The 13,671-nt window shown below is 41.4% G+C and carries 14 protein-coding genes; 1 reads left to right on the top strand and 13 read right to left on the bottom strand.

What is annotated here, in order from left to right:
* Window positions 1–104 precede the first annotated feature (104 nt).
* From EDD58_RS13000 to smc, 13 genes are all read right to left on the bottom strand, one after another.
* Window positions 105–470 (bottom strand): YraN family protein, encoded by a 366-nt coding sequence (locus tag EDD58_RS13000; RefSeq protein WP_131926258.1) that lies wholly within the window; start codon window positions 468–470, stop codon window positions 105–107.
* Between the two features lie 10 nt (window positions 471–480).
* A complete protein-coding gene (locus EDD58_RS12995; protein ID WP_131926359.1) occupies window positions 481–1,275 on the bottom strand; it encodes a ribonuclease HII in 795 nt (264 codons plus the stop codon).
* Window positions 1,247–2,149, bottom strand: coding sequence for a ribosome biogenesis GTPase YlqF (gene ylqF, locus EDD58_RS12990; RefSeq protein ID WP_131926256.1), 903 nt, complete (start codon window positions 2,147–2,149; stop codon window positions 1,247–1,249). Before ylqF ends, EDD58_RS12995 begins: the two co-directional genes overlap by 29 nt.
* A gap of 141 nt (window positions 2,150–2,290) precedes the next feature.
* On the bottom strand, window positions 2,291–2,872 hold the full coding sequence (gene lepB, locus EDD58_RS12985; protein WP_131926254.1) for a signal peptidase I: 582 nt from the start codon (window positions 2,870–2,872) through the stop codon (window positions 2,291–2,293).
* Window positions 2,873–2,956: 84 nt separating this feature from the next.
* Complete coding sequence (rplS, locus tag EDD58_RS12980) at window positions 2,957–3,307, bottom strand: 50S ribosomal protein L19 (protein WP_131926252.1); 351 nt, start codon at window positions 3,305–3,307, stop codon at window positions 2,957–2,959.
* A 111-nt stretch (window positions 3,308–3,418) separates the two neighbouring features.
* Window positions 3,419–4,165, bottom strand: a complete 747-nt coding sequence (gene trmD, locus EDD58_RS12975) for a tRNA (guanosine(37)-N1)-methyltransferase TrmD (RefSeq protein WP_131926357.1) — start codon at window positions 4,163–4,165, stop codon at window positions 3,419–3,421.
* A gap of 8 nt (window positions 4,166–4,173) precedes the next feature.
* Entirely contained in the window at window positions 4,174–4,707 is a 534-nt protein-coding gene (gene rimM, locus EDD58_RS12970) for a ribosome maturation factor RimM (RefSeq protein WP_131926250.1), read from the bottom strand.
* Window positions 4,708–4,731: 24 nt separating this feature from the next.
* Complete coding sequence (locus EDD58_RS12965) at window positions 4,732–4,959, bottom strand: KH domain-containing protein (protein WP_131926248.1); 228 nt, start codon at window positions 4,957–4,959, stop codon at window positions 4,732–4,734.
* 33 nt (window positions 4,960–4,992) lie between these two features.
* The gene (gene rpsP / locus EDD58_RS12960; protein WP_131926246.1) at window positions 4,993–5,247 is read right to left on the bottom strand and encodes a 30S ribosomal protein S16; all 255 of its coding nucleotides are present in this window, start codon (window positions 5,245–5,247) and stop codon (window positions 4,993–4,995) included.
* 36 nt (window positions 5,248–5,283) lie between these two features.
* A complete protein-coding gene (ffh, locus tag EDD58_RS12955; protein WP_131926244.1) occupies window positions 5,284–6,642 on the bottom strand; it encodes a signal recognition particle protein in 1,359 nt (452 codons plus the stop codon).
* Window positions 6,643–6,661: 19 nt separating this feature from the next.
* Window positions 6,662–6,991, bottom strand: coding sequence for a YlxM family DNA-binding protein (gene ylxM / locus EDD58_RS12950; RefSeq protein ID WP_131926242.1), 330 nt, complete (start codon window positions 6,989–6,991; stop codon window positions 6,662–6,664).
* A 103-nt stretch (window positions 6,992–7,094) separates the two neighbouring features.
* The gene (ftsY, locus tag EDD58_RS12945) at window positions 7,095–8,087 is read right to left on the bottom strand and encodes a signal recognition particle-docking protein FtsY (RefSeq protein ID WP_131926240.1); all 993 of its coding nucleotides are present in this window, start codon (window positions 8,085–8,087) and stop codon (window positions 7,095–7,097) included.
* Between the two features lie 38 nt (window positions 8,088–8,125).
* The gene (gene smc / locus EDD58_RS12940) at window positions 8,126–11,689 is read right to left on the bottom strand and encodes a chromosome segregation protein SMC (RefSeq protein WP_131926238.1); all 3,564 of its coding nucleotides are present in this window, start codon (window positions 11,687–11,689) and stop codon (window positions 8,126–8,128) included.
* Window positions 11,690–11,934: 245 nt separating this feature from the next.
* Between smc and EDD58_RS12935 the strand changes: the two genes are divergently transcribed.
* Complete coding sequence (locus EDD58_RS12935; RefSeq protein WP_243648741.1) at window positions 11,935–13,629, top strand: bifunctional metallophosphatase/5'-nucleotidase; 1,695 nt, start codon at window positions 11,935–11,937, stop codon at window positions 13,627–13,629.
* The last annotated feature ends 42 nt before the right edge of the window (window positions 13,630–13,671 follow it).

Raw genomic sequence — 13,671 nt, 5'->3', positions numbered from 1 at the left:
TAAATTATAACTATTTACGTTTAACACAACCACTTAAAAAGCCAGTTCTCACTTAGGGACTGACTTTTTATTATACACACACCGATGAAAAACACCTACACATCTCAAAACGCTCCCTCGATCAGATCCACTTGTGTAGGGATACCATCCCTTCCCATAAACACAGAGATTACATCAAAGCGAATAGGTAAATGATCCCATTGCTTCATTTGTATGTACTGAAGTGCTAAGCGTCGAACTTTTTGTTGTTTACGAAAGTCCACGGATTGAAACCCATAACCAAAATAAGTACTACTCGTTGTTCTCACCTCAACGAAAACGATGGTTGGATGGTCTATAGCGATGATGTCCAATTCTCCGAGACGTGTCGACCAATTGCGATCAAGGATTTTCCAACCCCTATTAATAAGGAATTCTGTTGCCGCTTGTTCACCTGCTTGTCCGACTTGTTTACGGAGATCTTTTTTCATCAATTCCCTCCTATTGGGTATACAAAGCTAAAGTTTCTTGCATTAACTCTCTAACAGGCGCAAAGGAACGTCGGTGAATCGGACAAGGTCCATATTGCCGAATTGCCTCAAGATGTGTAGGAGTTCCATAACCCATGTGCTGCTCAAAACCATATTCAGGATATTCTTCAGCAGCTTGTCTCATCCATTCATCACGAGTGGTCTTAGCAATGATCGAAGCAGCAGCAATCGAGTGGCTTTTGGCATCTCCTTTGATGATGGATTTCTGAGGAATAGAGATTTGTGGGATGGTGACAGCATCCGCTAGAAGTAGGTCAGGAACAGGTTGACATTGTTGAATCGCTAGTCGCATAGCTTGGTAAGTCGCCTGAAGGATGTTAATGCGGTCAATCACTTCCGCATCGACGATTCCCACTCCTATGCTGATCGCATTTTGTTCAATTTTTTGCTTCAGTTTTTCCCGTTGTTCTCCACTTAACTGCTTGGAATCATTGATTCCTGTCACATCAAAGTCTATGGGGAGAATCACTGCAGATGCCACCACAGGTCCAGCTAAAGGTCCACGTCCTGCTTCGTCTACACCTGCTATGATTTGGATCCCCTTGGTTCTAGCTTCCCGTTCATATTGCCACATTTGCTCAAGTCGTTGAAGTTCTTTTTCTTTCTGTTCTTGTCCTCTTAGATAAGATTGCACTAATTTACGAACTCCAACACGTGAATCGTTCTGAAGCTCTTTAATTTCCTGTGTTGAAAGTACCTCTTGTTGCAACCATGCTTTAATCTGAGGAATTGTCTTCTTCATGATCGGTCTCTCCTCTTGCCTTCTCCCAGTCCTCAGGTAATTCAAAGGTGATCCGTCCCAGTCGACCTGATCGTAAGTCATTTAAAATGATTTCGCTAACTTTTTCGTAATTGATATCTCCGCCTTTTTGTAAACAACCTCGTTTTTTACCGATTTCGTCTAGTAATTGTACACCTTCAAGTGAAGTTACATCAGCCATTTTATATCTGGTCGATAATAATTGAGGGTATCTTTCGGCTAAAAAACAAACGGTATAAAAAGCAACTTCTTCTCGCGGCAAGATTTCTTCTTTAATCGCTCCACTTGCTGCTAGACGCATCCCGACTTCAGGGTCATCAAATTTAGGCCATAAAATCCCGGGTGTATCCAATAGCTCTAAGTTTTTACCGATTCGAATCCACTGTTGGGCTTTCGTGACCCCAGGTCGATCTCCAGTCACAGTAGCGGTTCGTTTCGCTAAACGATTAATTAAAGACGATTTTCCAACATTAGGAATCCCTAACACCATGGCCCGAATTCTTTTGGTAAGAATCCCTTTTCTTTGTCTAGCCTCAAATAATGGCTGAAGAAGTCGCTCGGTTGCTACTTGGATTTGTCCAACACCTTTTCCTGTTTGTGCATCGACAGGTAAGACAGTCATTCCTAATTGGCGAAAATATTGAATCCAAACCTGATTCGCTTTCTCATCAGCCAGGTCACACTTTGTCAGTAAAATCAGACGAGGTTTATGCTTCACAACTTGATCAATCATCGGGTTTCGACTCGAAAGGGGTAAACGCCCATCAACTAGTTCAAAAACAACATCTACTTGTTTTAGCTTTTCTTCTACTTGGCGTCTCGCCTTTGCCATATGACCGGGGAACCACTGAATGTTCACTACCTATCACCTGCTTTATCCCTTTATTTAATCATCTAATTCATGTATGTAATCCCATTTTTTTCTGTATAGAGTCGGAGAAAAGAGCTTGATAGTTCAAGCTCTTCATCGTTCCACACTTCAAATGGCATGCTTTCTTGACTACCAAAGAAACTCAAATTGACTCAAAGGCCAATAGATGAGATCTGCTCTTCCAATAATACTATCGATCGGAATGGGACCTAAATCATGGCTACGGCTATCTGTACTATTTGCTCGATTATCTCCAAGTACGAATAAATGTCCCTGTGGTACGGTTACAGCTTCAAAGTCCATGGTTCGCATATTTTCACTTAAGTATGGCTCTTCAATAATCTTATCATCCACGATTAATTTACTATTTTTCACTTCAACCTTTTCACCAGGTAAGGCAACCACACGTTTCACAAAATCCTTCTGCTCTGAGCCAGGAACATGAAAAACAACGATTTCCCCTCGTTCTGGTTCACCAAATTTATAGATCAACTTGTTCACCATGACGATATTCCCAGTATGCATCGTGTTTTCCATAGAGGGACCTGAGACATCAAAAGGTTCAAATAAAAATATGCGAATCACCACAGCGATGATCACTGCCAATCCAATGACTTTAGCCCACTCCCAGGCCACTTTCTTATTATCTGAATGATCTTCTTTTCTTCTTTTCCTGCCCAAATGTTGAGAGCGTGGAGGATAAGGTGTCATTGGAACCTCCTTTTACCAATTGGTTCATTTACATAGATGCGAGAAAAGGGCTTGAAACATGATCAAGCCCTTCCACTTTATGAACTATCTTTGATGAAGTTCTTTAATACGAGCTGCTTTACCACGTAGTTTACGTAGGTAGTACAATTTCGCACGACGAACTTTACCACGACGCATTACTTCAATTTTATCAATCCGTGGAGAGTGAAGCGGGAAAGTACGTTCAACTCCAACCCCATAAGAAATCTTACGAACGGTAAAAGTTTGTTCGATCCCACCACCACGACGTTGAATCACAACACCTTCAAAGACCTGAATCCGCTCGCGTTGACCCTCTTTTACTTTCACGTGAACACGTAGAGTGTCACCTGCACGAAATTGTGGAAGATCTTTACGAAGTTGCTCTTCAGCCACTGCACGTAGAATGGATTGCATCAAAGTTCCCTCCTTTCAGGATCCGAAAATGATTTTAAGTTTTTCCTGTATATACCTAATTAATAGGATTGAACGGAGAATATTGTAACATAACGACCTGATTGAAGACAATTACTCATTCCTAGTTTGAGATTGCTCTAACTTTGCGAGAAATTTACGATCCTCCTCAGAAAGTGGAGCGGTGACCAGCAGATCAGGACGGCGTTCCCAAGTGCGAAGTAACGACTGTTCTCTTCGCCATTTTTCAATCTTGAGATGATGTCCCGATAGGAGTACATCTGGCACTCGATATCCACAGTATTCAGCAGGTCGTGTATACTGTGGATATTCCAGCAAACCTAGGGAGAAAGAGTCCGTGACAGCCGAAGTCTCGTTGCCGAGGACACCTGGAATGAGTCGACTCACGCTATCCATAATCACCATAGCGGGGAGCTCTCCACCTGTAAGTACATAATCACCTATGGAGATCTCTTCAGTTACCAAATGTTCACGAATCCGCTCATCATACCCCTCATAATGGCCACAAAGCAATATGAGGTGCGAGTATTGAGCTAGTTCTTCTGCTTTTTTCTGTGTAAAAGGCTCTCCCTGTGGAGACATTAAAATAATCGGCGGACGTTGCTCCAATCCTTTACACAGATCATCAACGGCATCGAAGAGTGGCTGTGGCTTTAATACCATGCCACCTCCCCCACCATAGGGAGTATCATCTACCGTTTTATGTTTATCTGTAGTAAAGTCTCGAAAGTTGACTATGGTGGTTTCAATAAACTCTTTTTCATGTGCTTTTTTGATGATACTGGTATTTAAGAAGCCAGTAAACATTTCCGGAAAAAGAGTGAGTACATCAAATCGAATTGTCGCCACTATTCACCCAAACCTTCCATCCACTGGATCGTAATCCGCTTTTGTTCAACGTTAACCTCTTTCACTACCTCTTCGATAAAAGGAAGCAGAATCTCTTTTTTAGATTCACGATCATCAACGACCCATACATCATTCGCTGGCAAAGGTAGAATCTCTTTGACCTTACCTAGATGCCTTCCATCAGTCGTGATCACTTCACAGCCAATAATCTGATGAAAATAATATTCGCCTTCGTCTTCATTCACTGGAACAAGATCATCGCTCTTGACTACCAGTAGCCCACCTTTGTACGGCTCCGCTTGATTAATGTTATCCCATTCTCGAAACTTAATCAGAAGAGCTGACTTATGCGGACGACAGACCTGTATGGTAAGGGGAAAAGGCTCGACCAACTGAGGGTGCATAAGAAAGAGTTGATTTCCTAAAGCGAAGCGATGCTCTGGAAAATCGGTATCAGAGAGAACACGTACCTCACCACGGATCCCGTGTGTCCCGACAAGACGTCCTACTTTTAAATAGCCAGTTAAATCCAAGTTGCTTCCTCCTTGTCGGTCGTTTTAAACGATCTCGATCATCACTCGCTTATTTTCTTTCACGGCAGCTGCTCCAACAACTGAGCGAACAGCTTTGACAACCCGACCCTGTTTTCCAATCACTTTCCCCTTATCCTCATTAGCTACAGTTAATTCATAGATAATGGCTTGCTCAGTGACTCGTTCATGAATACTCACTTGTTCAGGATGATCCACTAGTGATTGAGCAATCAGTTCAATCAGTTGTTTCATTGCTACGACCCTCCGCCGTTCTGCGAAACACCATTATTTTTGGTCTTTCAAGATACCTTCGCGACGGAATAGGTTGCGTACGGTATCTGAAGGTTGTGCACCAGTTGCTAACCATTTCATTGCTTTATCAGCATCGATTTTCACTTGTGCTGGTTGAGTGAGTGGATTGTAATATCCAATCTCCTCGATAAAACGACCATCACGGGGTGCACGTGCATCAGCTACGACTACACGGTAGAACGGAGATTTTTTCGCACCCATACGTTTTAAGCGAATTTTAACTGCCATCTGTTTCACCTCCTAGCAAAAGTTACGAGCTTACCTTTATCTCATGAATGGGAGACGGAAGCCACCCATTCCACCTTTTTTTCTTTTGCCGCCTTTAGTCATTGCGGTCATTTGCTTCATCATTTTCTTCATATCATCAAATTGCTTCAGAAGCCGATTGACATCTTGAACCTTCGTTCCACTTCCCATCGCAATTCTCTTCCGACGATTGGCGTTAATAATCTCGGGCTGCATTCGCTCTTTCGGGGTCATAGAACGAATAATCGCTTCAATTCGCCCTAATTGTTTCTCATCTACCTGAAGATTTTTAAGTCCTTTGACTTGTCCAGCTCCAGGTAACATGGATAACATATCTTCAAGCGGTCCCATTTTTTTCACTTGTTGGAGTTGTTCCAAGAAGTCATCAAAACTAAAGGTCTGAGTACGCATCTTCTCGGCAAACTCTTTGGCTTTTTCCTGATCCACTTCTGCTTGAACTTTGTCAATCAGGCTAAGTACATCGCCCATACCAAGAATCCGTGATGCCATTCGATCTGGATAAAAAGGTTCAAGAGCATCCGTTTTTTCACCCAAACCGACAAATTTAATTGGACATTGAGTTACCGCTTTGACTGAAAGTGCTGCACCACCCCGAGTGTCTCCATCGAGCTTTGTCAGTACAACTCCAGTCAAGCCTAATTCACGATGAAAGCTTTGAGCTACATTGACAGCATCTTGTCCTGTCATCGCATCAACGACAAGCAAAATCTCATCAGGCTCAATCTTTTCTTTAATCTGCTTCAGTTCTTCCATCATGGTTCCATCAATGTGCAAACGACCAGCCGTATCGATGATGACATAATCGTAATTTTCCTGTTTAGCTTGTTCAACCCCTTGTTGAGCAATCTTTACAGGGCTTTCTTGATCTCCCAAAGAAAAAACTGGAGTTTTTAAATCTTGACCTAATATTTGTAACTGTTTAATGGCTGCTGGGCGGTATACATCCCCTGCAACCAACAGAGGTCTGCGGTTTTGCTTGGTTAAAAAGCGTGCTAATTTGCCAGAGGTTGTCGTTTTCCCAGCACCTTGCAACCCTACCATCATGATTTTGGTAGGTGGTCGGTTTGCCTGGACAAGTTTACTTTGCTCGCCTCCCATCAGCTGAGTTAATTCCTCATTAACTACTTTGATCACTTGTTGGGCTGGGTTTAATCCCTTAAGCACTTCTTGTCCAACGGCACGTTCAGTAACACCTTTAACAAAATCTTTCACGACTTTAAAGTTGACATCTGCTTCAAGGAGAGCTAAGCGAACTTCACGCATCGCTTCTTTAACGTCTGATTCACTTACCTTTCCTTTACCACGTAACTTTTGCATGACAGCTTGTAGGCGTTCGGACAAACCTTCAAATGCCACGGTGCCACCTCCTCACGACTTAATCGATGTCGATCAACTGTTTCACCAGTTGGGTCAACGCATCTCTGTCTGGCAATGCTTCTATCTGTTTAAATAACTCTTCAGCGATTTGTTGTCGATTCAAATGCTTTTGTAATAATCCTAATTGACTTTCTAAATCTGTCAAAGTCTTTTGTGCACGTTTGATCGCTTCAAAAACAGCTTGCCGAGATACTCCCTGATGATCAGCAATTTCACCTAATGACCAATCATCGAGGTAATACATTTCTAATAATTTCTGCTGTTTATTGGTCAAGAGCAATCCATAAAAATCATAAAGTAAGTTCATTTCTGTGGTTTTCTCCAACATTGGAGTCACCTCAAATTATCTGTCAAGGAAATAACCTTTACAGATGTATACTATAAATGAAGGCGAAGCACCTTGTCAAGGATTTTACCTTGATAAATTTCCACTATCCATTCACTTCTTCTTTTTCAATCGCATCTTTAAATAAAGCGTGTAAAAATTGGTTTGAGTCAAATTCTTGTAGATCATCTGCTTTTTCACCAAGACCTACAAATTTAACAGGTAATTGAATCTCATTATTGATCGCAATCACGATGCCACCTTTGGCTGTTCCGTCTAACTTGGTTAAAACAATTCCAGAAACCTGCACAGCTTCCCCAAATTGTTTGGCTTGAATTAATGCATTTTGTCCGGTTGTAGCATCTAGAACCAATAAAACTTCATGAGGAGCACCAGGCACTTCTCTCTGCACAACTCGATGAACTTTTTTTAGTTCTTCCATTAAGTTTACTTTATTTTGGAGACGCCCTGCGGTATCACAGAGCAGAAGATCTGCTTGACGAGCCTTTGCCGCTTGAATACCATCATAGATCACAGCGGCGGGATCTGAACCCGCTTGGTGTTTAATCACATCAACTCCCACACGTTCGCCCCATGTTTCCAATTGTTCAATCGCACCAGCGCGAAAGGTATCACCCGCAGCAAGAACCACTTTTTTACCTTCACTTTTAAATTTATGTGCTAATTTTCCAATTGTAGTTGTTTTTCCAACCCCATTGACACCTACAAACAATAGAATCGTCATACCATCTTCATTCATTTTGATATTGGTATCTTTCTGTTCATACTCTAACATGTCAGCGATAATTTCTGACAAAAGAGGTTGAAGCTCTTGGGGGTCTTTCACTTTTTTCTCTTTCACTTGCAGACGAAGTCGCTCAATCAAATCCATCGTGGTTTGAACCCCCACATCTGCAGTGATCAAAATCTCTTCCAATTCTTCGTATAGTTCCTCATCGATCTTTTTCCTTCCCGTAAAAAGATCATTCATCGCCCCAGTAAAAGAGTTACTTGTCTTACTCAGTCCTGACATAAACTTCTGGGTCACGGATTCAGTCTTTTTTGAAACACTTTCTTTAATCCGTTTAAAAAAGCTCATGGATGCAATCCTCCTTTCAAAGCTACAGCAAACATCTACTATCCATCATACTCTTCTAAACTGACCGATACCAGTTTGGAGACCCCTGATTCTTGCATGGTAATTCCATACAAGACATCAGCTCCCTCCATCGTATGTTTACGGTGTGTAATAATAATAAATTGTGTCTTGTTGGCAAATTCACGCATATAGCGGGTAAACCTTGTTAAGTTGGCTTCATCGAGTGCAGCATCCACTTCATCAAGGACACAAAAGGGAACTGGTTTAATACATAGAACAGCGAAAAGTAAGGCTAAAGCAGCTAAAGCTCTCTCTCCTCCAGATAAAAGAGTTAGATTTTGCAACTTCTTCCCGGGAGGTTGGGCTACGATCTCAATTCCTGTCTCTAGTAAGTTATCTGGATCTGATAAATGAAGATCAGCTCGACCTCCGCCAAACATCTGAACAAATACATGCTGAAACTCGCCCCGAATCAGTTCAAAGTTTTCGGCAAATCGTTTCCCCATTTCAGATTCCATACGCTCAATGATCTCATATAATGTTTGCTTTGCTTCTAGAAGGTCAGCTTCTTGTGTTTTTAAAAACTCCAAGCGTTCACTGAGTCGTTGATATTCTTCAATTGCCCCTAGATTCACTTCTCCTAAAGATGAGATTTGCGATTTCAGAGAACGAACCCTACGTTCTGCTTTTGCCGGCTCTTCTGGTTTATCATAAACTTGTTGCGCTCGTTCAAAACTAATTTCATATTCTTCAGCTAGTTTTTGAAGTAAATGGTTCAATTCTACGTCTAAGCGATTGACTCGTACTTCTTGATCGCGAAGCCCTGTCTCTTTTTTTCGAAGCGCTTGCTGAGTTTGACGAACCGCTTGCTCTTGTTCATCACGTTGTTGGAGTAGCTGTTCCCGATGAGCACGTACTTCACTTAATCGTTGCTGCTGTTGCTCTTTATTCAGCCGCAACTTTTCAATCTGTTCTTCTAAAGAAACTAATTCAACTTGTCCACTTTCATCTTGTGATTCCAATGCACCTAACTCTTCTTCCACAGAAGTTTTTTGCTGTGCCAGTCGAATCAGTTCTTGTTGCATACGAGTCTGATTTTCTGTTAAGTTCGTAGTTTCTTGATTGAGGCGAGCTACTTGTACTTTCCACTCAGTCATCCGTTCAGTTGCTTCTTCTTTTGTTGTCGCCTGCTGCTTCACACGGGCTTGTGACTGTTCTACCAATGTTTCCATTTGATACTTTTCTGTTTCTCGTTGACCAATTTGCTCGTGTAATTCTTGTAAATGAATACGAAGAGCTTGTTGTTTCTCATGAGTTTGTTGGAGTTCTTCTTGGTATTGTTGTTTCTGATCCGTCACTGACTTGCTTTTGATCTGAAGCTCTCGTTCCAGTCCGTGTAGTTCCTGTTCATACATCCGCCGTTCTTCTCCTTGACGACGAACATTTTCCCAGTCTTCCTCTAATTTTTTTCTACGTTGTTCTAGTTGAATCAGATGACCGCCAATCTCTTCCCATTTTTGCTTAGCAGTCTCCAATTGTGCTTCTAGTTCTTCTAACTGTCTAGATCGCCCTAAGAGATTGGTCTTGGTTTTCTGTCGACTTCCCCCTGACATCGAACCACCAGGGTTCACCACATCTCCATCCAAGGTAACTACACGATATCTATAATTGAGTTGTCGTGCAATCCGATTGGCTTGCTCAAGCGTTTCGGCAACAATGACAAGCCCCAATAAATGTTGAATTAAGGTGCGATATTTTTCATCTGTTTTGACCAGTTCTGCTCCAACCCCGACAAATCCAGGGACTTGCTTTAATTTTTCTCGCTCTGCTGACGGTAAATATCTTCCCTGTAAAACATCTAATGGTAAAAAGGTAGCTCGCCCTAACCGCTTTTCTTTTAAATAAGTAATGCCTTGACGACCCACTTGTTCATTTTCCACAACAAGATGTTGTAAGGCTCCACCTAATGATGTCTCTAGAGCTGCTTCGTATTTTTCAGGAACTTGAATCAGTTGGGCAACAGCCCCGTGAATTCCCTGTAGATGGGAAACTCCCCGGTCACGGGCTGTCAGAATTTCCTTTACTCCTTGAAAGAAACCTTGATGCTCAGCTTCCATTTCACGGATCAGTTCATATTGAGAACGAAGTCGGTGTAATTGCTGTTCAGCATCACGATTTTGCTTAAATAGATTTTTTTCTTCTTCTTCAAGTTTTTGCTTTTGTTGAGCTATAGATCGAACTTGCTCAGCTGCCTCTTTAAGTTGTTCTTCAACAATCTGTAGCTTGTCTGCAATCTCTTTAGACTGGGTGCTATATTCAGCTTGTTGTTGCTGAAACTGTTGCTCTTTCTCCTGAAGGCTCTTTAACCGTTCATCCAATTGGAAACATTGCTCTTCCACATACTGCTTTTCACTACGTAGAGCCACGATCTGGTTCACATTGCCTTGTACGCGCTCTGTCAATTCAGCTAGTTGTTCACTCTCATCATCACCAGCTAATGACATTTTTTGCTGTACCAATCCCAATTCCCATTCGGCTTGCTCTAGTTCTTTTCGTTTCACTACTAGTCGATCATCCAACTGTTGTGCTTCTTCAGATAGACGAATACGCTCTTCCTCTAACTGTTGTAAACGTTCTTTTAGTTGGTCTTTCGTCAATGTCCGGTTACGATTTCGCTCTAAGCGAACTTCACGCTGTCCTTCAGCTTTTTCTAATTCTCCACTGACAGTAAGTAGACCCGTTTGAACTTCTTCCCACACTTGTTCATGGTCATTTAATTGCATTTTCAACTGTGCAAGTTCGGCTTCTTTAGTGCTTAGTTCAGCAGAAAGACTCACTTGGAATTCTGTAAGCTGCTTCACTTCTTGTGTAGCTAGTTGCCATTGATCATGCAACGTTTCAATCTTATGTACATAAAGCCCAATTTCTATATTTTGCAGTTCATCTTTAAATTCTTTATATTTCTTAGCCGTTTCGGCTTGTTCTGATAGGGGTTGCACCTGAGAATCGAGTTCATGAATCAAGTCATGAATCCGAGATAAGTTTTGCTCTGTTCCGTCTAACTTTTTTTCTGCCTCTTTTTTGCGGGTTTTATACTTAACAATTCCTGCTGCTTCTTCAAAAATAGCTCGACGATCTTCAGATTTGGTACTCAGAATCTCATCGATTTTTCCTTGTCCAATCATGGAGTAGGCATCTTTCCCGATCCCAGTATCCATAAAAAGCTCATGAATATCTTTGAGCCGACACAATTGTTTATTGAGAAAATATTCACTATCCCCTGAACGGTACACGCGTCGGGTTACAGTGACTTCAGCATAATCAAGTGCAAGGCGACGCTCACTATTATCGAAGGTCATGGAAACTTCACAATAGCCCACAGGTTTTCGAGTATCACTTCCAGCGAAAATGACATCTTCCATCTTAGCACCACGAAGTGACTTGGCACTTTGCTCTCCTAACACCCAGCGGATTCCATCTGTGACATTACTTTTCCCACTCCCATTAGGACCCACAACAGCAGTAATTCCAGGAACAAATTCTAACTCTGTTCGGTTTGCAAATGATTTGAACCCTGACATCTCCAAACGTTTTAGGTACATAACCGTCCTCCTCTCCTACAGGTTAACTGATATATTTTAGCACAAATCGTCTCAAAGATGAGTGATCCTCCCTGGTTTTCCTTTAACAACAAAGTATTCTTAAATATAAGAGGTGATTTTTTTCACCTTCAGATGATTGAATTCGTTCCTACTATTATAATTTTTTAAACAATACCATCTTTTATTTTAATCTACTTTTTAATAGACTAGAATGGCATATTAATTTTCAAGAAGGAGGAATTGATTTGATTAGGAAAAAGTTTGGTTTATCTGCCCTAACTTTGTTACTTACAATCTCTTTAACAACATCGTTGACTGCGACCAATACCGTCAGCGCAAAGGAAAAAGAACAAAAAGTCACCATTATGCTTACCAGTGATTTACATGGGTATATTACCCCCATTCAGTACACGAACAATGAACCTGTTGATCACGGGCTCGCTAAAGTGTCTACCTTAATTAAGCAAGTTCGCCAGCAAAATCCAAATGCCTTGTTACTTGACAATGGTGATCTCATTCAGGGATCTCCGATGGAATACTATCATGCTCGCTTTGACAACAAACCCATCGACCCAATGATACTTACGATGAATGCATTAAAATATGATTCCATGACCATCGGAAATCATGAATATAATTATGGACAAGCTGTAATGGAAAAGGCTATGAATGAAGCCAAATTCCCTTGGCTTTCTGCCAACACTGTCTGGAAAGGTACTAACAAAGTTTATACTAAGCCTTATCAAGTTTTTAAAATGAAAAACGGTTTAAGAGTGGGCGTCTTAGGCTTAACCACCAAAAAGATCCCGAACTGGGAAGACCCTAAAAATATTGCTCATCTCGATTTTTTAGATCCTGTAGAAACAGCAAAAAAATGGGTGCCACATTTAAAGAAAAAAGAAAAAGTAGATGTCGTTGTCATTGCCTATCATGGTGGCTTGGAACATAAGAAAGAGGCAGATGGAACGATTACACCTCTTCCTTCACACGATGGTGAAAATCAGGCTTACGAATTAGCCACTCAGGTGAAAGATCTTGATGTTATTCTGACAGGTCATATGCATATTGCTCTCCCTGATGTGCGTGTGAACGGTGTATTGGTCACAGAGCCTGGTAAATGGGGATCTCATCTCTCTGTCGTTGACCTGAATGTTAAGAAGAAAAAAGGGAAATGGATGGTCACAGATAAAAAAGCTCAATTATTATCCGTGGAAGGAGTACCTGCAGATCCTAAAGTACTAAAGCTCATCCAAAATTACGAAACAAAAACACAAGCCTTCCTTGACCAACCTGTAGGGAAAATTAGTGAAGATCTATCTGTAACCAATCATCATTATGTTCGCACCCATGATACAGCACTTATTCAATTTATTAACAAAGTGCAAATGGAAGCGAGTGGAGCCACGATCTCTTCCACTTCACTCTTTGATAACACAGTTACTGGATTACCCGAAAATGTGACGACTCGCGACATTTTAAGTACCTATATCTATCCAAATACCTTAAAAGTAATTCAAGTTAAAGGTTCAGACATCAAAGCTGCTCTTGAACAAACCGCTAAATACTTTAAACAAAATAATGGTCAAGAACCTGTCGAAGTAAATCCTCTTTACCTCTCACCCAAAGTTCAACATTATAACTACGACATGTGGGAAGGTGTCCAATATACGATCGATGTCTCTAAGTCTGAGGGACAGCGTATTGTTGAATTGAATGATCTAAACGGGCAACCACTTGATCTAAACAAAGAGTACAACATTGTTTTGAATAATTACCGAGCGGGTGGCGGCGGCAACTATCCGATGTTTGCAGGTAAACCCGTCTTGAAAGATATCAATATTGAAGTCTCCGAGTTAATGACCAACTACATTGGTGAACAGGGAACTGTTCAAGCAGAAGTCGATCATAATTGGAAAATCATCGGTGGCTTGGTTGAATAGTAATAGCCATTCACCTGTATGTTGAAAGACCGCCTAATCACT

The sequence above is a fragment of the Hazenella coriacea genome, assembly GCF_004341825.1.
Taxonomy (GTDB): Bacteria; Bacillota; Bacilli; order Thermoactinomycetales; family Thermoactinomycetaceae; genus Hazenella; species Hazenella coriacea.
Note: the sequence above shows the minus strand (reverse complement) of the source record. Positions and strands in the feature narration are given on the sequence as shown.

Bases quoted from the DNA above. Each gene is read 5' to 3' on its own strand.
- EDD58_RS13000 (WP_131926258.1), bottom strand. From the start codon at position 470: ATGAAAAAAGATCTCCGTAAACAAGTCGGACAAGCAGGTGAACAAGCG.
- ftsY (WP_131926240.1), bottom strand. From the start codon at position 8,087: ATGAGCTTTTTTAAACGGATTAAAGAAAGTGTTTCAAAAAAGACTGAA.
- smc (WP_131926238.1), bottom strand. From the start codon at position 11,689: ATGTACCTAAAACGTTTGGAGATGTCAGGGTTCAAATCATTTGCAAAC.
- rplS (WP_131926252.1), bottom strand. From the start codon at position 3,307: ATGCAATCCATTCTACGTGCAGTGGCTGAAGAGCAACTTCGTAAAGAT.
- lepB (WP_131926254.1), bottom strand. From the start codon at position 2,872: ATGACACCTTATCCTCCACGCTCTCAACATTTGGGCAGGAAAAGAAGA.
- ylxM (WP_131926242.1), bottom strand. From the start codon at position 6,991: ATGTTGGAGAAAACCACAGAAATGAACTTACTTTATGATTTTTATGGA.
- EDD58_RS12965 (WP_131926248.1), bottom strand. From the start codon at position 4,959: ATGAAACAACTGATTGAACTGATTGCTCAATCACTAGTGGATCATCCT.
- rpsP (WP_131926246.1), bottom strand. From the start codon at position 5,247: ATGGCAGTTAAAATTCGCTTAAAACGTATGGGTGCGAAAAAATCTCCG.